Consider the following 20829-nt stretch of genomic DNA (forward strand, 5'->3'; position numbering starts at 1 on the left):
CATTTAAACGCAGCGGTCTGATGAAATTTCACCCAAAGCGACCAGTAATATAATCCTCCGTGCGCCGCTGCGTCGGAGAGGTAAACAGATCGTCCGTACGGTTGTATTCGATCAGTTTGCCCTGATTGATAAACGCGGTGTAATCCGACACGCGAGCTGCCTGCTGCATGTTATGCGTCACCAGCACCAGCGTGAAATGCTGCTTTAGCGTTCCCATCAGTTCCTCGACAACCAGCGTCGAAATGGGATCGAGCGCGGAGGTCGGTTCGTCCAGCAACAACACTTCCGGTTCAATGGCGATCGCCCGGGCGATCACCAAACGCTGCTGCTGCCCGCTGGATAGCGTTAGCGCGTTGTCGCTCAGACGATCCTTTACCTCATGCCACAGTGCCGCCGCACGTAGCGCACGCTCAACGGCATCATCCAGAAAGCGGCGATCGCGTAGCCCCTGCAATCTCAGGCCATAAATCACATTTTCATAGATCGACTTGGGAAACGGATTCGGTCGTTGAAAAACCATACCGACCCGACGGCGCAACGTGGCAACATCCAGCTGTGGGTCGTTGACAGGTATACCGTTCAGCCAGATATCACCTTCAGTGCGGCAGTCATCCACCAGATCGTTCATGCGGTTAAAGCAGCGTAACAGCGTGGATTTACCACAGCCCGACGGCCCAATCAGCGCCGTCACCTGATTCTTCGGAATGCGAATCGAAATATCGTTCAGTGCCTGCTTGTCGCCATAGTAAAGACTCAGATGCTCCACGGTTAACGTCGTCTGCTCATCACTCAGTTGATGAACATCAGGCAGCGGTGCCATCTCCTTTTGTGTCATAAATCCCATAACTTCATCCTACTTTCAGAGTGATAACGAACGATATTTCTCACGCAGAACATGACGAATCCCAATCGCTGCAAGGTTCAACCCGACAACAATCAATACCAGCAGCAGTGCGGTGATGTACACCAGCGGCCTTGCCGCTTCGACGTCCGGGCTTTGGAACGCCAGATCGTAGATTTGGAATCCCAGATGCATAAATTTTCGCTCAAGATGCAAATAAGGGAAAATGTCATCAATCGGTAACACCGGCACCGACTTCACCACGCCGACCAACATCAGCGGCGCCGTTTCCCCTGCGGCACGCGCCACGGCGAGGATCAAGCCCGTCATCATCGCAGGAACCGCCATCGGCAGCACGACGTGCCACAGCGTTTCGGCTTTGGTGGCCCCTAACGCCAGTGAACCGTGGCGCACAGACATCGGAATGCGCGACAGCCCTTCTTCCGTCGCCACAATCACCACCGGCAGCGTCAGCAGAGCCAGCGTCAACGACGCCCATAGCAGCCCCGGCGTACCAAACGTCGGATTCGGCAGCGCCTCGGAATAAAACAGCTGATCCAACGTGCCTCCGATGAGATAAACAAAAAAGCCTAGCCCGAACACGCCGTACACAATGGAAGGCACCCCGGCCAGGTTGACCACGGCAATCCGCACCCAGCGCGTTAAGCTATTTTTCCCCGCGTACTCATGCAGATAAACCGCGGCGATCACCCCCAGCGGCATCACCACGATGGACATCAGCACCACCATCAGCACGGTGCCAAAAATGGCAGGGAAAAGATGGCCCGCGCTGTTGCTGTCCGGCGAGTAGTGCACCAGCATGTATTTAGCCTGAGCGCCCCAGTGACTGGCTTTTTCCCACAGGCTCATCGCGTTAGGGTACCAGGCCTGTTCAATGTCCCTGAGCGGAATAAGATGGATGCTGCCGTTCGCGTCCCGCAATTGCACGGTATCGCGATTAATGTCCTGATTGAGTGAGGTTAGCTGGCGCGACAGTTCATCAAAGCGGCGTTGCAGTTCAATGCGCTCAGCCTGAAGACGGGCTAACGCCTGATTATCCAGCGTCTTACTCTGCTGCCGCTTTTTCTCTTCCAGCCGCAGCGTCTCAAACTGCTGGTTGATCTTCGCCATCTCCCCCATACGGATGGCCTGCGTCTTCGCAAGCAATCCCTGCACCTGCTCGACCCGATGCTGTAAGGTGGCGGGAAGATCCGTTGCCACCAGCGGCTGCTCGCCCTCCAACATGCCAGCCAGATAACCATAAGCAGTGCCATTGTTCGTCCGCTTCAACACCAAAATGTCGGCGGGTTTATCAAAGTGGACAATGTCGCGCGACAGTAGCGTGCGAAAGCTCTGCCCATGAATTTCGCGCTGGCCAATTTTGATCAAATAGCGTGTTTCAGCATCCTCAGACGAAGGGGACAAACCAGCCTGTTCCAGCTGTTGGCGCGACAGCGTCTGCTCGGCATAAATTTCCCCTATCAGCGCACGTTGCGCCCCCTGTTCCGGCTGTAACGTCAGCAGCCAGACAGGCTGCGGCCACAGATAACGCATGCCCTGCCCGGCCAGCAACACAATGATTGCCAACATCGCCAGCAGGCTAATGGAAATTGACGATGCGGTCAGCCACACCCAGGGCCTTCCCGAACGGAACCAGCGCTTCACGCGTTTTCTCCTTCATCACGGTAGCGTTGGCGTAAGCGCTGCCGGATAGTTTCAGCCAGCGTATTCACGATGAACGTGAAAACAAACAGCGTTAATGCCGTTAAGAACAGCACCCGATAGTGACCGCTGTTCGTCACCGCTTCCGGCATTTCAATAGCGATATTCGCCGCCAGCGAACGCAGCCCCTGGAGCAGACCTTCATCCATAATCGGAGTGTTGCCCGTCGCCATGAGCACAATCATGGTTTCCCCCACGGCGCGGCCAAAACTCAGCATCAGTGCGGCGAAAATTCCGGCACTGGCGGACGGCAGCACGACGCGCCACAGGGTTTGCCACGCCGTCGCCCCCAGCGCCAGCGATCCCTGACTTAAACGAGCCGGTACGCTGAACAAAGCATCCTCCGCCAGCGAAAAAATCAGCGGGATTAGCGCGAAGCCAAGAGCAACGCCCGCCACCAGCGTATTGCGTTGCACAAAATCATCACCCAGCCACTGGTACAGCGGCTGCCCCAGCACCCAGATCTCCATTCGCGGCGCAAGCCAACAGCCGACCACAAATGTCAGCAAGATCGTGGGAATGAGGAATAGCACGTCCCAGCCCGCAGGGAAACGGACGCGCCAGCGCGTCGGCAGGCATTCAATCAGCCAGCCGCAGCCGAGCACGGCCAGCATCCATAAAATCGGCATGACCAGAATCGCGGACAGATAGGTCGCAAAATGCGGGGCCAGCCAGATAGCCGCAATCAAACCGACGACCACCGTCGGCAGTGCGCCCATGATTTCCAGCGTGGGTTTAATCCAGCGTCGTAGCGTCGGCGACATAAAACAGGCGGTATAAATCGCAGCGGACAGCGCCAGCGGCGTGGCAAACAGCATGGCGTAAATCGCGGCCTTCATCGTGCCCAGCATCAGCGGCATCATGCTGAATTTGGCCTGATAGCTGTCATCCGCCGACGTGGATTGCCAGATATAGGCAGGCTCCGGATAGTTCTCGTACCACAGCTTTTGCCACAGCCCGCGCCAGCCAATATCAGGATACGGGTTATCAACCTGATAGCGATGCCAGCCCTGAGCCGTTTCAACCAGCAAAGCTGAACCGCGCGGCGAAAATGCCAGCTTTTGTGCATGAGCCGGTAGCGTCTGCGTCAGCAACGCATGCGACTGCTTGCTGGCAAACAGCGACAGCTCACCCTGTGCGCTCAATATGGCAAAGACGCGCCGCTGCATCTCCGTTGCCAACAACACCGATTCGCCCACAACGTGCGGAAACTGACGAGTCTCTGTCAGCGTCGCGCCCTTTTCGCCCGGAACGTCAAACCATTGACTAATCCGCCCGTCAGCGGCCTGCACCAGCAGCGATCGTCCACCGGACAACAGCGCCAGATGCAACGGTTCCGCCAGCTGTAACTGACGCTCTTCCCGCAGCGTCAGCGCGTTAGCCCCCACCTGCCATAGCGTTAATGTCTTACCGCTGAGCAAATACACCTGCTGCCCGTCTGGCGTCAGCAGCAGTTGGTTAATCGTACCCGCCGGAAGCGTAATCTGTGCCCGTTGCCGCGCGCCGTTTTCATCAATATCAGCGATGATCAAGGCATTTTCCCGCCCGATCGCCGCCACAACAACCTGCTTTTCACCTACTGCCGCCACGGCCAGATGACGCAGCGGCTGCGCAGGTAAACCCAGCGAATAGGCCTGCTCACCCAGCGGATAATTCCAGACAGGGGCACGGTTTTCCGTACGCGATAACATACGTGACAATATAGGCTGCACGAAAACCAAACGGCCATCTGGCTGACTCAGAGCATAAACCTGTCGCTCACCCTGACTCTGCGCCAGTAAGCTCAGCGCGGGAACCAACTGAATACGCGACATGGGCTGATTTTCCGCAAACGGAATAAACTCGCCATAGCCCTGATTGTCAATGCGAAACCCGATTTGCCCGTTGTCGCTAAGCCCCAGCGCCAGCGACGGTTCCGTACCGTGGCGTGGCACCGTTTTTTGGCCATTAACGGTGGGCGAAAGGAACAGTGGCGTCACCACATACAAGAGATAGAAGAAGATTAACAACAGCATAGCCAGCACCAGCAGCCCACTGCCCGCAACAATGCGGTGAACCAAGCGATCGATCCACGCTCGCCGACGATCCCGATACTGTGATGTGTTGCCTGTGTTTACCATTATTCTCGCCGTTAGAGTGAAGCCGCCAGAGTCGTGTTGCTAACGTATTGCGGGTAGCATATGTTGCCTTTACGCCCATAATATGACAATGGTAAGTCTGTCTATGAATTAGATTTTATCGTCATCAACACGCCATAATGTTGTTGTACCCTATCTCCACAAAGGAAGGGTATGAATATTGGATGAACCTTCAGTACATGCGTTGAGCGGAGTGACAATGGGTCAGGACAAACTCTATATAGAGAAAGAATTAAGTTGGTTATCCTTTAATGAACGAGTACTTCAGGAAGCAGCAGATAAAAGCAATCCGTTAATCGAACGTATGCGCTTTCTGGGCATTTACTCCAGCAACCTTGATGAATTTTATAAAGTCCGTTTTGCCGATTTGAAAAGACGCATTCTGATTAACGAAGAGCAAGGTCTGGACGGCAATCTGCGACACCTATTAGGCAAAATTCAGGCGCGTGTTCTCAAAACCGATCAAATCTTCGATAGCCTGTACAACGAACTGCTGCTGGAGATGGCGCGTAACCAGATTTTTCTGGTCAATGAGCGTCAGGTTTCCCCGAATCAGCAAGAGTGGCTGAGGGAATACTTCCGGCAATATCTGCGCCCGCACATCACGCCAATACTCATCTTTAACGAAACCAATCTGGTGGAGTTTCTGAAGGATAACTATACCTACCTTGCCGTCGAAATTATTCGTGGTGATGAGATCAGTTACGCCCTGCTGGAAATTCCTTCGGATAAAATACCGCGCTTCGTCAATCTACCAGCGGAAGCCCCGCGCCGCCGTAAAACCATGATCCTCATCGATAACATTCTGCGTTATTGTCTGGATGATATCTTCAAGGGCTTCTTTGATTATGATGCGCTGAACGCGTACTCCATGAAGATGACGCGCGATGCGGAATACGATCTGGTGACGGAAATGGAATCCAGCCTGCTAGAGCTGATGTCTTCCAGCCTGAAGCAGCGCTTAACCGCAGAGCCGGTGAGATTTGTGTATCAGCGCGACATGCCGGACGCCATGGTCGCGATGCTACAAGAGAAGCTGGGGATCTCCTCCTTTGACTCCGTTATCCCCGGCGGGCGTTATCATAATTTCAAAGACTTTATTTCTTTCCCGAACGTCGGGCGCGCCAATCTGGTCAACAAACCCTTGCCCCGCCTGCGGCACACCGGGTTCAACAATTTTCGCAATGGGTTTGATGCGATCCGTGAGCGCGATGTGCTGCTCTATTACCCGTACCACACCTTCGAGCACGTATTAGAGCTGTTGCGACAAGCCTCTTTTGACCCTAACGTGCTATCCATCAAAATCAATATTTACCGCGTTGCCAAAGACTCGCGTATCATTAATTCGATGATCCATGCGGCGCACAACGGCAAGAAAGTGACGGTCGTGGTCGAGCTACAGGCGCGCTTTGATGAAGAGGCAAATATCCACTGGGCCAAACGCCTGACGGAAGCGGGCGTACACGTTATTTTCTCGGTGCCAGGGCTGAAAATTCACGCCAAGCTGTTCCTGATTTCCCGCCGCGAAGGGGAAAACATCGTACGTTACGCGCATATCGGCACCGGTAACTTCAACGAAAAAACTGCCCGTCTGTATACGGATTACTCGCTGCTGACCGCCGACGAACGCATTACCAACGAAGTCCGTCGCGTCTTCAATTTCATTGAAAACCCCTACCGCCCGGTCAGCTTCGAGCACCTGCTGGTGTCACCGCAAAACTCCCGCGACAAGCTTTACAAATTGATCGATACCGAGATCGAAAATGCGCTGGCGAATCGTGATGCAGGCATTACGCTTAAGGTAAATAATCTGGTGGATAAAGGGCTGGCAGAAAAGCTGTATCAGGCTTCCTCTGCGGGCGTAAAAATCAATCTACTGGTACGTGGCATGTGTTCACTTATCCCTAATTTACCTGGGATCAGTGAAAATATTCAGGTCATCAGTATTCTTGACCGCTATCTGGAACACGATCGGGTGTATGTCTTCAACAATGGCGGAGACAAGAAAGTCTACCTCTCTTCCGCAGACTGGATGACACGCAACATTGATTATCGCATTGAAGTCGCAGTGGAAATCCTGGATCCCATTTTGAAAAACCGCGTGCTGGAAACGCTGGATATTCTGTTCAGCGATACGGTGAAAGCCCGTGTCATTGATAAAGAATCGAGCAACCGCTATGTCTCACGCGGCAACAAGCGTAAAGTACGCGCGCAAAATGCCATTTACGACTACATCAAGGCGTTGGAGCAACCTGGAGATAAGCCTGAATAATGCCGTTAACGAACAATGAAAAAACCGAGATAAAGCCGCAAGAATTCGCGGCTATCGACCTGGGCTCCAATAGTTTTCACATGGTGATCGCACGCGTGGTAAACGGTGCGCTTCAGGTATTGGGGCGTTTAAAACAGCGGGTACATCTGGCCGATGGGCTGGACAGCAAAAATGTGCTCAGCGAAGAAGCCATTCAACGCGGCCTGAGCTGTCTGGCGCTGTTTGCTGAACGGCTGCAAGGCTTCCCCGCAATGAACGTATCTATCGTCGGCACGCACGCGCTGCGTCAGGCGGCTAACGCGCAGGAATTTTTGCGCCGCGCGGCGGATATCATTCCCTATCCGATAGAGATCATTTCCGGCCATGAAGAAGCCCGTCTGATTTTTATGGGTGTGGAGCATACGCAGCCGGAAAAAGGCCGCAAGCTGGTCATCGATATCGGTGGCGGTTCTACAGAACTGGTCATCGGTGAAGATTTCGAGCCGATGCTGGTGGAAAGCCGTCGAATGGGGTGTGTCAGCTTTGCACAGCAGTTTTTCCCGAATGGTGAAATTAGCGAAGCCAACTTCAAGCGCGCCCGGCTGGCCGCGGCACAAAAGCTGGAGACGCTGTCCTGGGAATACCGCATATACGGCTGGAAATTCGCCCTCGGCGCGTCTGGAACGATCAAAGCCACGCACGAAATTCTGGTGGAGATGGGAGAGAAAGACGGCCTGATTACTCCCGAGCGGCTAGAAATGCTACGCACACAGATCTTGCAGTTTAAGCACTTCAAAGCACTGAGCCTGCCGGGCTTGTCCGAAGACCGTCAGTCGGTGCTGGTGCCCGGTCTGGCTATCCTGTGCGGTATTTTTGATGCGCTGGCGATCAAAGAACTACGCCTGTCCGATGGCGCGCTGCGTGAAGGCGTGCTGTACGAAATGGAAGGGCGTTTCCGCCATCAGGATATTCGTATCCGTACCGCGCAGAGTCTGGCGACCCATTACAATATCGACCGTGAGCAGGCGCGACGCGTGCGGGAAACCACGCAGCAGCTTTATGCACAATGGGCAGAACAAAATCCTAACCTGGTGCATCCACAGCTTGAGGCTATTTTGAACTGGGCTTCCATGCTGCATGAGGTTGGATTGGGCATTAACCATAGCGGTATGCACCGTCATTCCGCCTACATTCTGCAAAACACTAACCTGCCCGGCTTCAATCAGGAACAGCAGCTTGTGCTGTCCATGATCGTGCGATTGCACCGTAAAGCGATCAAGCTGGAAGAATTGCCGCGGTTGAACCTGTTCAAAAAGAAACAGTATTTGCCCATGGTGCAGCTCTTGCGTCTTGCCACGCTGTTGAATAACCAGCGTCAGGCAACGACAACGCCGGAATCGCTACGGCTGCATACCGATGACAACTATTGGACGCTGACGTTCCCACGTGACTTCTTTACCAACAACACGCTGGTACAGCTGGATTTGGAACGGGAACAGGAATACTGGCAGGACGTCACCGGCTGGAAGCTGATGATTGAGGAAGAAAAAGCCTGATTGCTGGGATTTTGTCTGTAATCCGAGCGTACGCCGAACAGTATCGTGACGAAAAATTGTGCAACCAGACTGGCCGGTGAAGCCCGGTTAACGTAAAGTTTACAGAGATGGGGCCGATACCAAAATGATGGCTGGCGAGAATTTTCGCCAACATCATGCAACCTCGGCGGAAAGGTGCGCTTCCTTTCCATACCGGACATCAATCCAACTCAGTATTAAGGAGAGTGAAATGGATGTATCGCAGATTGCATCACTCGCGACCGACCTCAGCAACATGCGTACTAGCAGTGAGGCCAGCGCGCTTGTGCTGAAAAAAGCGCTCGATAGCCAAGAGGCCGTCGTTTCCGGCATTTTGCAGGCATTACCACCTCTGCCAGTAAATCCGGCGATTGGGCGTAACGTCAATACTACGGCGTAATCCCTTGCACCACACAACCCGCTTATCCGTTTTTGAGCGGGTTTTTGGTGGTACTTTCGGTCCCCTTATTCTTCCCCCCTTCACGCTTCCCTTTATGCTTATACCGAACGTGCGAAAACCGAAATCGGTCATCATATTTTTCACGTCAGCAGATTGACCTCGCCTACCGCTTGTGCCTAAATAAACAACAGCGAATGTTCGCTTTCACAGAGGATTAACCGGTAATGTCCACGCTTACCCATAAACGACGATTATCGATACGCCCGCGGCGAAGTGGCTCTCGGATCGCCCGTGCCGTTTTACTCATCAGCTTTATTATTCTTTTAGGCCGCTTTGCTTACTCCACCATCACCGCGTTTGGTCATCACCAAGACAAACAGCAGCAGCGTGCTGAACAATTACTGCTCCCTGCCAACGTACTCGTCAATCAGAAAGAGTAGCGCTTAACCAACTCGTTTCTTATCTTCTCTTTTTCTTCATCAGGCATGCTGCCTTCGTATTCCCGTGCCCGCTATTTTACGCCCGTACTCGTTACCTATTCAGACGAGATGTCTGTCATAAAAAAACGTCGGGAACGTTTTTCAACGTTGCGTAGCAACGGCCCGAAGGGTGACGGATGAGGATATCCGTCATAAAAAAACGGCAGTGCGAATCTTCGCAGCCACCGTTTTTATCAATCAATCGAGTTCCTCGATCAATCATGTACTGACTTCAAGCCGGACTTAGACGATAGTCAGGGTCACATCGATGTTGCCACGCGTTGCATTGGAGTATGGGCAAACGATATGCGCTTTCTGCACCAAATCTTCAGCCACCGCGCGATCCAGACCCGGCAGGGAAATCGTCAGTTCGACTTCAATACCAAATCCTGTCGGGATGGCACCGATGCCTACGCTACCGTTTACCGTGGTATCAGCAGGGACAGCGATTTTCTCACGCGCACCGACAAACTTCATCGCGCCAAGGAAACAGGCAGAATAGCCCGCAGCAAACAGCTGCTCTGGGTTCGTCCCTTCACCGCCTGCACCACCCAGTTCACGCGGGGTCGTCAATTTAATATCAACCGCTTTATCGGAAGACACCGCACGGCCATCACGACCACCGGTAGCTTGAGCATGGGCAACGTATAATACTTTTTCAATAGACATAATGTGACTCCAGATAGTTAGGGAATGGCCTAAGGCAATATAGATGCTGCTCAGGCTTTAATTACATAGTAAAAAATTAAATCGCAAACTACTTAATTACATAAAGAAAACCACATAAAAACAGACTACTTAACAAATATAACGCTGTCTGACGGACTGCGGATGCACAAGATAACCGCCAGTATTTTCAAAGATGCCCAATCAGATTCTTACGCAGCGTCTCTAAATCTTTTTTGATCGTCTGTAGCTGGTCAAGATGGCATTCCGTCGCGCAAAACACGCTTTCAGGAATCGCTTTCGCCTGTTGCTGAAGTGCTCGCCCTGCTTCGGTTAAACCAACCAGCACCTGACGCTCATCTTCTGTTCCCCGGTTACGCACGACTAAGCCTGCACTTTGTAACCGCTTGAGCAACGGCGTTAACGTAGCGGAATCGAGATACAGACGCTCGCCCAGTTCAGACACCGTCAAACCATCGCGCTCCCACAACACCAGCATGACCAGATATTGGGGATAGGTTAGATTCAGCTCAGACAGCAAACGACGATACAGTTTATTCATCGCCAGATTGGCTGAATACAGTGCGAAGCACAGTTGTCCATCCAGTTTGTAAGCGTTGTCGTTCATCGTCTCTGCCATCGGTATCGGTATCGGTTATGTTTCTGGAATTGACTATATATCGCCAAAAACTAAGTAGCAAGCGATTTAATAATTCATTAGATAAAAAAGGGCATCAAAAACACGTCTGGGCACTCTCGCACATTTTTCAGACTGCGATTCGCCAGTAATCCTATTCTTAATCCACTGATTTTGCGCTACGTTTAATAAAACACGGATAAAAAACAGATCGAGCATAAAACATTATGTCGAGTGTAAAAAAACTTACCGACCTCCGTCGCCGCATCTCCCTTCTGCTGTTGGAAAACAAAGAACTGGTTGAAGACATTATCAACCGGCAACCGCGCGTTACGGAACGCGATGACGCCACGTTGGGCGACAGCGCTGCATTAAATAACAAAATCAGACTGCGTGAAAAAAGCATCCTGCTCGATCAAACCGCAGAAATCAGCGAGCTTATCATCGGGCTACATGCCGCTGACCTTGCCGACATGCTGGAATCTTTACCGCAGGATGAACGGCTGGCGCTCTGGCGGCTTATTCCTGTAGAGAAGCGCGGCCGCGTGTTGATTGAGGCCTCTGACAGCATTTCTGACGATCTGATCGGCGACATGCAGGACAAGGAAATCCTGAGAGCAGTTAGGATTCTGGATGTTGATGAACAGGCTCAGCTGTCTCGCCTCGTCCCCCGCCACCTGCTGGGCAGAATACTGACCTCGCTTGAGCCGAAGCAGCGCGCGCAGCTACGCGCCGCCATCAATTATGATGAAGACTGCCTCGGCCACATGATGGATTTCAAGCTCATCACCGTGCGCGCCGATGTCACACTCGCGACCGTACAGCGCTATCTGCGCTACCGTAAAACCATCCCCAATTCCACCGACAAACTGTTCGTCACCGATCGCAAAAATACGCTGATCGGCGAGCTGTCGCTGGCCAGCATTCTGCTCCACTCACCTCAGGCTCTGGTTAATGACGTTATGGACGATCAGCCGTTGAGGTTCCAGCCCGAAGATAAAGTCGAAGAAGCCGCAGGGGCTTTTGAACGTTACGACTTAATTTCCAGCGCCGTGGTCGATAGCAAAGGGAAACTCATGGGACGCCTGACGATTGAGGATATCCTCGACGTCGTGAACCGAGAAAGCGACAGCAGCCTGCGACGTTCAGGGGGGTTAACGCCTTCTGAAGACGTCTACGCGCCCGTGTATAAATCGTTCCGCAATCGCTGGGCATGGCTGGCCATCAATCTGTGTACGGCGCTCATCGCCTCGCGGGTTATCGGCCTGTTTGAGCACACTCTATCCCATTTGGTAGCGCTGGCGACACTCATGCCGATTGTCGCCGGAATTGGCGGGAATACGGGTAACCAGACGATCACGATGATCGTGCGTGCACTGGCGTTGCATCAGTTGGAACACGGCAAAAAATCATACCTGCTACTGAAAGAATTAGGCGTTGCGCTGGTAAACGGGGTGATATGGGGCACGATTATGGGCGTGGTGACCTTCCTGCTCTATGGCAGCGCCGCGATGGGGGGCGTGATGATGCTGGCGATTCTGTTGAACTTGCTGCTCGCCGCACTGATGGGCGTCGCTATCCCACTGATCATGATGAAACTCGGCCGCGATCCGGCCGTCGGCTCCAGCGTAATGATTACGGCCATTACCGATACTGGCGGTTTCTTTATCTTCCTCGGGCTGGCGACGCTGTTCCTGCTGCCTGGATAAAAGACAAAAAACAACATTAATGAGTTATTTTTAATCATAAAAGTTGTTATTTAATACAAATAAGTTAATGTATCTATAGAATAAAAACTGAGCAAAATGGCGGGATGCCAAATGAAATACTCTGAATTCAGACGCTGGCTTCTACAACAAGGAGCAGAATTGACTAAAGCATCAGGAGGTGGGAGCCACCTTAAAGTTAAATTAAACGGAAAGGCCTCCGTTCTGCCTTTTCATGGTGCAAAAGAACTACCTGAGCCTCTTCGTAAGAAAATCATGAAAGATTTGGGACTATGATACTTAAGGCTTACCAGCCAATTTGGCTATCTCATAAACCAAAATTTCTGTAAATTCAGCGAATTGGTTAGAAGAACCACTAATCTGATTAAGTCGATACCACTATAATCTATGTCAGTGTGATTCTCGTTACATAGGGGGAAAACCCCATTTAGAGGTAAAAGTATGTTCAACTATCCCGTAAAACTGGAACTCGACGACGCGACCGGACAATACGTGGTTTCCTGCCGCGATTTGCCATTAATGAATTCGGTTGGTGACTCCGTTGACTCAGCCCTTCTGGAATCTGTTGACGGAATTGTTACCGCCATAGCCATCGAAATTGAAGAACGCCGCCCTGTTCCTTACGCTAGCGCGCCAATAGCAGGAGAGCACGTTGTCACGATCCCAGTATTAGTGACGATGAAGGCTGCATTACATAATGCAATGATTGAAACAGGAACGCGTAAAGCTGAACTTGCCAGACGGTTAGGCCAAAAAGGTCCGCAAATTGATCGCCTTTTGGACGTTGAACATTCATCAAAAGTTGAAACGATAGAGTTAGCTCTGCGCCAGCTTAACCGTGACGTTAATGTTTCTATTTCCACACAAGCTCGACAATAAACTGAAAAGGTGAGGTCCCCCTCACCTTTCCCAGCCTGAACTTAACTCACGCGACCCGCACCGCCGGATGCCTGACACAGATAGATGGACGGCTGAAGGCCGGTGCGTGCCGGATATTCCCGTTCAATCACCTGTTTGACTTCATCCGTCAGCGCCGAGGGGATAAGGGCGACAATACAGCCACCGAAACCGCCGCCGGTCATACGCACACCGCCCCGCTCACCGACATACTCCTGAATCAGATCCACCAGCGCATCGATTGGCGGCACGGTAATTTCAAAATCGTCACGCATGGAGATATGTGATTCTGCCATCAGCGTAAACAAACGGTGCGCATCCTGACGCGCCAGTGCATCAGCCGCTTCCAGCGTACGGCGGTTCTCGGTAATAACGTGTCGCGCACGGCGTACCGCTACCGGATCCAGCCCCTCGATTCCCGCTTCAAACTGTGCCAGTGAAACATCACGCAGCGCCTTGACGTTAAAGTGACGCGCCGCCGCTTCACACTGCTGGCGTCGCGTGTTGTATTCGCTGTCCACCAGCCCACGGCGCACGTTTGAATTCACGATCAGAACGTCAACGCCGTCGAGCATACGCACAGTGCGTCCTTCCAGAGAGCGGCAGTCAATCAACAGCGCCTGACCGACACGCCCTTGAGCGGAAATAAACTGATCCATAATGCCGCAGCTACAGCCGACAAAATCGTTTTCCGCCTGCTGGCCGTTCAACGCCACATCCAACTGGCTGATATCCAGATTATTCAGCTCTTTGAACGTCTGCCCGATCGCCACTTCCAGCGAGGCCGAAGAACTTAGCCCTGCGCCAGAAGGCACATTACCGGAGACCACCATATCCATGCCGGTGAGCGGCAGGCCACGCGCCTGCAAAAACTTCACTGTTCCACGGATATAGTTCGCCCAGGTGTAGTCCGGGTGAGGCACGATCTCTTTGGCGAGATCGAATTCATCCTGCTGGTTGTCAAAATCCACCGCGACCACCCGCACGATGCCATCCTGACGTACCGCTGCGCTGACCACCGTCTGGTAATCGATAGCACAAGGCAAGACAAAGCCATCGTTATAGTCGGTGTGCTCGCCAATCAGGTTGACCCGACCGGGAGCCTGAATAGCCGCATGTGGCGCATAGCCAAATAATCGGACAAAAACAGACTCGGTTAACTGACGTAGAGAATCAATACGGCTCATAAAATGACCTCAAATTTGCTCACGAAAATGGATATCACTCACGCTGCGTAAACGTTCAGCGGCCTGCTCTGCCGTCAGATCACGCTGTGTCTCAGCCAGCATTTCATAGCCGACCATAAATTTGCGCACGCTGGCGGAACGTAATAACGGGGGATAGAAATGTGCATGCAGCTGCCAGTGTGCGATGTCATCCCCCTTAAACGGCGCGCCATGCCACCCCATCGAATAGGGGAAGGAACACTGGAACAGGTTGTCATAACGGCTGGTTAGCTTTTTCAGGATCAGCGCCAGATCGTCACGCTGAACATCATTGAGCTGCGGCAACCGCTGTACGGCAAACTTAGGCAGGACCAGCGTTTCAAACGGCCACGCCGCCCAGTAAGGGACAACCGCTAGCCAGTGCTCCGTTTCCACCACGATGCGCGATCCGTCAGCCTGCTCGCGGCGAACGTAGTCCAGCAGTAGCGGCGAACCGTGACGGGAGAAATAATCGCGTTGCTGCTCATCCTCACGCTGTACTTCGTTCGGCAGAAAATCGTTAGCCCAGACCTGCCCGTGCGGATGGGGATTGGAGCACCCCATCATCGTCCCTTTATTCTCAAAAACCTGAACCCAGGGATACCGCTTGCCCAGTTCCTCAGTCTGATCGCTCCATGTATCAATCACCGCTTTCAGCGCTGGCAGCGAAAGCTGTGGCAGACTTTTACTGTGATCGGGAGAAAAACAGATGACACGGCTGACGCCACGGGCTTGCTGCACGCGGAAAAGCTCGTCGTCGCCCGATGGGGCATCCGGCGTGTCCTCCATCAGAGCCGAAAAGTCGTTCGTAAAAACAAAGGTGCCCTGATAGTGCGGGTTGATATCGCCAGTAATGCGTTTATTGCCCGCGCACAGATAGCAAGTTGGATCGTAAGGCGGTGGCGTGGCGCGATCCGGTTCATCCTGCTGCCCTTGCCAGGGGCGCTTGGCGCGATGCGGAGAAACCAGAATCCATTCGCCTTTCAGCGGGTTAAAACGGCGATGCGGATGTTCAGTCGGCTCAAACTGCATAAGCTATTCCTCAATACAAAACACAAATTCGGTACAACCGCGGCACCATCCGCAACCCATTGTATGGCGCTAACAGTCCGTCAGAGATCTCGGAGAGGCATCAGGTCAGTCTGTAAACTCAGCCAGAAAAACCTCTTAATGTAATCAGTTTCACTATATGGCATGGATAAAATAGCTGTAGCAATGCTGAATAACGATAGTCAGCTATCGTTTAGCCGCCATATAAGTGTAATCGGTTACCCTAAATTTAAACCTCAGCATGGTATTTTGGAAGAGAGAAATGACCGATGATTGTTGATAGCGATCACATAAGTACGGTCTGGATCAAAAAGGAAAGGTGGTCGGATAGGTAACATCCCCCAAAAACCTGTACATTTATAAATATAAGTAATCGATTTTTTCTTTTAACTTGTGCGTTAGGCTGCGGTCCGCCTCACCACGCTTTTGACCGCTCAGGAATGCCAATGGCCACAATAAAGGATGTTGCTCGTCTATCAGGTGTATCAGTCGCTACGGTTTCGCGCGTGATTAATAACTCGCCCAAAGCCAGTACCGCCTCAAGGGAAGCCGTACACAAGGCCATGGCGGAGCTGCAATATCATCCAAACGCCAATGCCAGAGCGCTCGCGCACCAAAGTGCGGAGACCATGGGGCTGGTTGTCGCGGATGTGTCCGATCCCTTTTTCGGGACAATGGTGAAATCTGTCGAACAAATTGCCCAGGCAACTGGCAACTTTCTGCTCATTGGTAACGGCTATCACAATGCCGAGCAGGAAAAGAAAGCCATTGAGCAGCTAATTCGCCACCGCTGCGCGGGGCTGATCGTGCATGCAAAAATGCTTTCAGATGAGGAACTGGCGGCACTAATGAGCCACATTCCTGGCATGGTACTCATCAACCGTACGTTACCCGGTTATGAAAACCGCTGCGTTGCACTCGATGATCGCTATGGCTCCTGGCTGGCAACGCGCCATTTAATTCAGGAAGGGCATCAGCGGATCGGTTTTCTCTGTTCTAATCACCAAATTTCTGACTCCGCCGACCGCCTGCAAGGCTATGTGGATGCGCTGCAAGAGCACGACATCACACGGGATGAACGCCTCATTGCCCGTGCCTCACCGGACGAAGTGGGCGGTGAATCCGCCATGATGGAATTGCTGAGTCGGGGCGGCAACATGACGGCGGTGGTGTGCTACAACGATTCCATGGCCGCAGGTGCCCTTTCTGTCCTGAGCGATAACAGCATCAGCGTACCGCAGGATATGTCGGTGGTCGGGTTTGATGACGTATTGATCGCCCGCTACCTTCGCCCTCGTCTGACGACCGTGCACTATCCGGTTTCCGCCATGGCCATTCAGGCCGCAGAATTAGCCATCGCGTTATCCCATGGTAAACAGCTCAGTGAAACCACGAACATGTTTAGCCCGACGCTAGTACGCCGCCATTCTGTCAGTCCTCCAGCCCGTAAGAAATAACCACCTTTTATTCATTCAGCTTGCCCGATGCGTTGCTCTTTCGCATCAGGCAAGCGCGACATGATCGCCTTTCTGCACTTACCCCCTGTTCTGTACTTCTCTTCCGCAGACTCTCTTTCACTATTTTTCTTAAATGTTTCCTACTCGGCATCGCATCACGCCTTTTATGTAACGTCACCGATTCTGACATAAAAAATTTTTATGCTGCATTTTAGGCTCGCGAACAAAACGTGTAACCAGTTACACACCATCACACAGCAAATAACACCGCGACAGCGCTGATAAATAATCAAAACACCCTCTGTAATATCATTACACCCGTGTAAATAGTGGTGTAACTATTTTGTATTTTGTGAGAACAATCATGTCACGCGCCATTTTATTCCCCCATAATCCTTCGCCATGAGTGGAAACGATTTACCTCCGTTCACGTCATGTTATTTGGAACATCCACATTCTTACCCGAATAAGCGAAAGGTATATTATGAAAAGAAAACTGCTGACAACATCCGTCGCGCTGAGTTTGGCAATGCTGGCAACCCCTTCTTATTCTGTTGATTTTTCAGGATACTTCCGTTCTGGCGTGGGGGCTTCAAACCACGGAAAACAACAGGCAGACGATAAAAGCTATGTAGGAAGATTAGGTAACGAAGATGACACCTACGGCGAAATCCAGTTAGGACAGCAGCTGTATAACGAAAATGGGAAAACGTTTTACTTCGATAGCATGATTTCCATGTTCTCCAACGGCTCGAACGATAATGAAACGACAAAAAATGACGATGCCGAATTTGGCTTACGCCAATTGAACCTTCAGGCAAAAGGCTTTGTGCCTGGCCTGCCGGATGCCACGGTATGGGCGGGGAAACGCTACTATCAGCGTCATGACTTACACATCATCGATACCAAATACTGGAATATCTCCGGTGCGGGTGCCGGGATCGAAAATATCAAAGCCGGTGAAGGGGCGTTCTCTTTTGCCTGGATCCGTGCCGATGCAGAGAACATGAACGTCGACTGTAGCAACAGCATTAACAGTCAGGAATGTCAAAGCAGAACAGATACCTACGACGATCTAAATATCAATTATCTGGACGCACGCTATGCGGGCTGGAAGCCGTGGGACGGTGCGTGGACGGAGTTCGGTATCTCCTACGCGATGCCAAATGAAGCGGACACGCAGAAAAATATCTTCCTCGCCGAAGGGCAAAAATTCGATCCTAAAAACTCGATGATGATCACCGGCGAGCTCAGCCACTACTTCTCTGGCCTCAAATCCAACCAGAAGCTGGTGCTGCAATATGCAGACAAAGGGCTGGCACACAACATGGTCGATCAAGGCGGCGGCTGGTATGACGTCTGGAACGTCAACGGCAACGCCAAAGGCTACCGCGTCATTCAGGCTGGTGATCTACCGATTACGGATAATATTTCTCTTAGCCATGTTCTGACCTACGGTAAAGCAGATGAAATCAGCCGCTGGCGCGACAGCACAGAATTATTGTCTGCGGTAGGTCGTGGCCAATATGCCTGGACCAAGAACCAGAAAACCTATCTGGAAGTGGGTGCGTATCAGAAAAAAGATAGCTGGAAAGCGGGTACAGAAACCAAATACAGTGGTGAGAAATACACGCTGGCACACGCCTTCAGCGCTGATATTCCTATGCTGACACGCCCGGAACTGCGCTTCTTCGTGTCTTACCAAAACCGTGGAAATGAAAACCGCAACACCTTCAACGACGATCGCAGCAATGCAGTGAACTTCGGTATTCAGGCAGAAGCCTGGTGGTAATACCGCACTAACCCTCAGCTCGACGGGCCCATCATTCCCGTCGGGTATTTCCCAAAAGGCTTTCTGCGGAGAGCCTTTTTCTATTGCGAGTAACACCCGCTATCAAATTTTCACTGCATCATGTGCGGTAGTACGAAAGTTTCGTGCGTGTTAACTACCGAGAAAATCTGTAATGTCATCACACGCCCGACAAGGCGCGCTCAATCGCCGCAGCGCCTTGACCACTGGCTTTTCAGCGCTAATTGCGTCGCTACGCGATACCTTCGGCGTTCGTATCCGCTATTCGGACCGCCTGCGACGCGTTCCTTACGCGGCGCAGACTTTCGCGGCGTCCATGCCGCTCATCCGGCGGCCACGCCCACCTCAGCGCAATTTTTTACGCCTGGAACACACAGAGCAGCGACATATTTCGCAATAGAGGATTTATAAATATCAGAATTAGCGCCCGCTAAGGGCGCTGTTTATGTTTAGTAGGAATTTGGGCTATTGAGATTCAGCGATGCCGTCGCTTAATTAGCCACTGATACGCAAGCCATCGGCGTTAAACACCAGACAGTTATTAGGCGAGAAGAAAACCTCAATGTGTTCATACGGCTTGAAGGCGCTGTCGCCTGCCAGCAGAAGCTTGAAGTTATCAATGCCGCAGCATTGGCCGAACAGGTAGGTGCTGTTACCTAAGCGCTCAACGACTTCGCAGCCGAATGACAGGCGAATCCCCTCACCTTCCGGCGACACATGTTCCGGCCGCAGCCCCAGCGTGACCGTGCTGCCAACGCTCAGTTCACCGGTGCGGATCGGCAGCTCAAGCTGTAGCTGATCGGCGATATTCACCGTCAGGTTATCCGGCGTCCAATCGATGACCTGCGCAGGCAGGAAATTCATTTTGGGCGAGCCGATAAAGCCCGCGACAAACTGGTTAACCGGATGATAATAAAGCTCCATCGGCGATCCCACCTGCTCGACTTTGCCGTAATTCATGACCACGATTTTATCGGCCAGCGTCATGGCTTCGACCTGATCGTGCGTCACGTAGATCATCGTCGTTTTCAATTCCTGATGCAGTTTGGCGATGTGCAACCGCATATCCACGCGCAGCTCCGCATCCAGGTTCGACAGCGGTTCGTCAAACAGGAACACTTTCGGGTTACGCACGATGGCGCGCCCTATCGCCACACGCTGGCGCTGACCACCGGATAGCTCTTTCGGTTTGCGCTCCAGCAGGTGAGACAGTTGCAGCGTCTTCGCCACCATCTCGATCTGGTGCTTAATCTGGTCTTTCGGGACACCATTCACGCGCAGGCCGTAGCCCATATTCTCAGCGACGGTCATGTGTGGATACAGCGCATAAGACTGGAACACCATCGCCACGCCACGATGAGCGGGGGCAACATCATTCACCACTGCCTCATCAATCATGATTTCACCGCCTGTGACATCTTCCAGCCCGGCAATCATTCTCAGCAACGTCGACTTACCACAGCCAGACGGCCCAACAAAAACGGCGAACTCTCCATCGGCAATCGTCAGATTCACATCGTGAAGCGTAATCGTTTTGCCAAAATGCTTACTCACTCTATCCAACTGGATCGACGCCATAACGGTAACCTCTTGATAATTTTGCTTTTCAGGATATAAGCGCTGAGTCACAACGGCCCAATGGTCGTCTACTCAAAATGGCTCGGTAGCCCTTCCAGACGCATTAGCATCCGGCCAGGTTTACCTGCACGCTGGTCATAATTGCAATATAACAGCATGGTGTAACCGTTTGCACAAACAGGGGGTTACTTTTGTGCATAAGATCACAGCCTTTACATGTTTCGCTGGCAGACGTGGCGCACTCTGCTTAATGTAATTGCCATTGGTGTAACCGTTATCCTAGTTTGTGGAAAATGCGTAATAAAGCGTCAAGCGCCACACAGCAACGATCGCCAAACAACGTGTACTGTTAGATGCCTCATTCCCTGCGGTGTACTGCCGTGTGATGTAACGTTAC

Annotated in this window: 18 protein-coding genes; 10 read left to right on the plus strand and 8 right to left on the minus strand. The window is 52.2% G+C overall.

Annotated elements, in window-relative coordinates:
- Positions 1-28: 28 nt before the first annotated feature.
- The 3 genes from pstB to Q3A88_RS02670 are packed head-to-tail and all read right to left on the minus strand — an operon-like array spanning position 29 to position 4683.
- Complete coding sequence (pstB, locus tag Q3A88_RS02660; protein WP_110162123.1) at positions 29-844, minus strand: phosphate ABC transporter ATP-binding protein PstB; 816 nt, start codon at positions 842-844, stop codon at positions 29-31.
- Positions 845-859: 15 nt separating this feature from the next.
- A complete protein-coding gene (pstA, locus tag Q3A88_RS02665; protein WP_317177357.1) occupies positions 860-2506 on the minus strand; it encodes a phosphate ABC transporter permease PstA in 1647 nt (548 codons plus the stop codon).
- Entirely contained in the window at positions 2503-4683 is a 2181-nt protein-coding gene (locus tag Q3A88_RS02670; RefSeq protein WP_317177358.1) for an ABC transporter permease subunit, read from the minus strand. Before Q3A88_RS02670 ends, pstA begins: the two co-directional genes overlap by 4 nt.
- A 217-nt stretch (positions 4684-4900) precedes the next feature.
- Between Q3A88_RS02670 and ppk1 the strand changes: the two genes are divergently transcribed.
- From ppk1 to Q3A88_RS02690, 4 genes are all read left to right on the plus strand, one after another.
- Positions 4901-6973: a polyphosphate kinase 1 gene (gene ppk1, locus Q3A88_RS02675; RefSeq protein ID WP_317177382.1), complete on the plus strand. Its 2073-nt coding sequence runs from the start codon at positions 4901-4903 to the stop codon at positions 6971-6973.
- Positions 6973-8508, plus strand: coding sequence for an exopolyphosphatase (ppx, locus tag Q3A88_RS02680; protein ID WP_014916145.1), 1536 nt, complete (start codon positions 6973-6975; stop codon positions 8506-8508). Before ppk1 ends, ppx begins: the two co-directional genes overlap by 1 nt.
- A 229-nt stretch (positions 8509-8737) precedes the next feature.
- Complete coding sequence (locus tag Q3A88_RS02685; RefSeq protein WP_039284624.1) at positions 8738-8926, plus strand: YjfB family protein; 189 nt, start codon at positions 8738-8740, stop codon at positions 8924-8926.
- Positions 8927-9150: 224 nt separating this feature from the next.
- A complete protein-coding gene (locus tag Q3A88_RS02690) occupies positions 9151-9366 on the plus strand; it encodes a YfgG family protein (protein ID WP_010300967.1) in 216 nt (71 codons plus the stop codon).
- A 282-nt stretch (positions 9367-9648) separates the two neighbouring features.
- Here the strand turns inward: Q3A88_RS02690 and Q3A88_RS02695 are convergent, their stop codons facing one another.
- Together Q3A88_RS02695 and Q3A88_RS02700 are read right to left on the minus strand one after the other, a co-directional pair.
- The gene (locus tag Q3A88_RS02695; RefSeq protein WP_180785117.1) at positions 9649-10074 is read right to left on the minus strand and encodes an organic hydroperoxide resistance protein; all 426 of its coding nucleotides are present in this window, start codon (positions 10072-10074) and stop codon (positions 9649-9651) included.
- Positions 10075-10261: 187 nt separating this feature from the next.
- Positions 10262-10711, minus strand: a complete 450-nt coding sequence (locus tag Q3A88_RS02700; RefSeq protein ID WP_014916149.1) for a MarR family winged helix-turn-helix transcriptional regulator — start codon at positions 10709-10711, stop codon at positions 10262-10264.
- 224 nt (positions 10712-10935) lie between these two features.
- Between Q3A88_RS02700 and mgtE the strand changes: the two genes are divergently transcribed.
- The 3 genes from mgtE (at position 10936) to Q3A88_RS02715 (ending at position 13314) form a co-directional block, all read left to right on the plus strand.
- Entirely contained in the window at positions 10936-12417 is a 1482-nt protein-coding gene (gene mgtE / locus Q3A88_RS02705; protein ID WP_317177359.1) for a magnesium transporter, read from the plus strand.
- A 111-nt stretch (positions 12418-12528) separates the two neighbouring features.
- Positions 12529-12711 carry a type II toxin-antitoxin system HicA family toxin gene (locus Q3A88_RS02710; protein WP_317177360.1) on the plus strand — a complete coding sequence of 61 codons (183 nt, stop codon included), beginning with the start codon at positions 12529-12531 and terminating at the stop codon, positions 12709-12711.
- Between the two features lie 165 nt (positions 12712-12876).
- A complete protein-coding gene (locus tag Q3A88_RS02715) occupies positions 12877-13314 on the plus strand; it encodes a hypothetical protein (protein ID WP_317177361.1) in 438 nt (145 codons plus the stop codon).
- A 41-nt stretch (positions 13315-13355) separates the two neighbouring features.
- Here the strand turns inward: Q3A88_RS02715 and galK are convergent, their stop codons facing one another.
- Positions 13356-14519: a galactokinase gene (gene galK / locus Q3A88_RS02720; protein ID WP_317177362.1), complete on the minus strand. Its 1164-nt coding sequence runs from the start codon at positions 14517-14519 to the stop codon at positions 13356-13358.
- A 9-nt stretch (positions 14520-14528) separates the two neighbouring features.
- The gene (gene galT, locus Q3A88_RS02725; RefSeq protein ID WP_014916152.1) at positions 14529-15569 is read right to left on the minus strand and encodes a galactose-1-phosphate uridylyltransferase; all 1041 of its coding nucleotides are present in this window, start codon (positions 15567-15569) and stop codon (positions 14529-14531) included.
- A gap of 464 nt (positions 15570-16033) precedes the next feature.
- Here galT and galR point away from each other — a divergent pair, with 464 nt between their 5' ends.
- From galR to Q3A88_RS02740, 3 genes are all read left to right on the plus strand, one after another.
- A complete protein-coding gene (galR, locus tag Q3A88_RS02730; protein ID WP_317177363.1) occupies positions 16034-17044 on the plus strand; it encodes an HTH-type transcriptional regulator GalR in 1011 nt (336 codons plus the stop codon).
- A gap of 484 nt (positions 17045-17528) precedes the next feature.
- A complete protein-coding gene (locus Q3A88_RS02735) occupies positions 17529-18836 on the plus strand; it encodes a maltoporin (RefSeq protein ID WP_317177364.1) in 1308 nt (435 codons plus the stop codon).
- 172 nt (positions 18837-19008) lie between these two features.
- The gene (locus Q3A88_RS02740; protein WP_180785112.1) at positions 19009-19254 is read left to right on the plus strand and encodes a hypothetical protein; all 246 of its coding nucleotides are present in this window, start codon (positions 19009-19011) and stop codon (positions 19252-19254) included.
- Positions 19255-19349: 95 nt separating this feature from the next.
- Here Q3A88_RS02740 and Q3A88_RS02745 read toward each other — a convergent pair whose 3' ends face one another.
- Positions 19350-20432, minus strand: coding sequence for an ABC transporter ATP-binding protein (locus tag Q3A88_RS02745; protein WP_039520496.1), 1083 nt, complete (start codon positions 20430-20432; stop codon positions 19350-19352).
- Between the last annotated feature and the right edge of the window lie 397 nt (positions 20433-20829).

The sequence above is a fragment of the Pectobacterium sp. HCp5_1 genome, assembly GCF_032905925.1.
Taxonomy (GTDB): Bacteria; Pseudomonadota; Gammaproteobacteria; order Enterobacterales; family Enterobacteriaceae; genus Pectobacterium; species Pectobacterium brasiliense_A.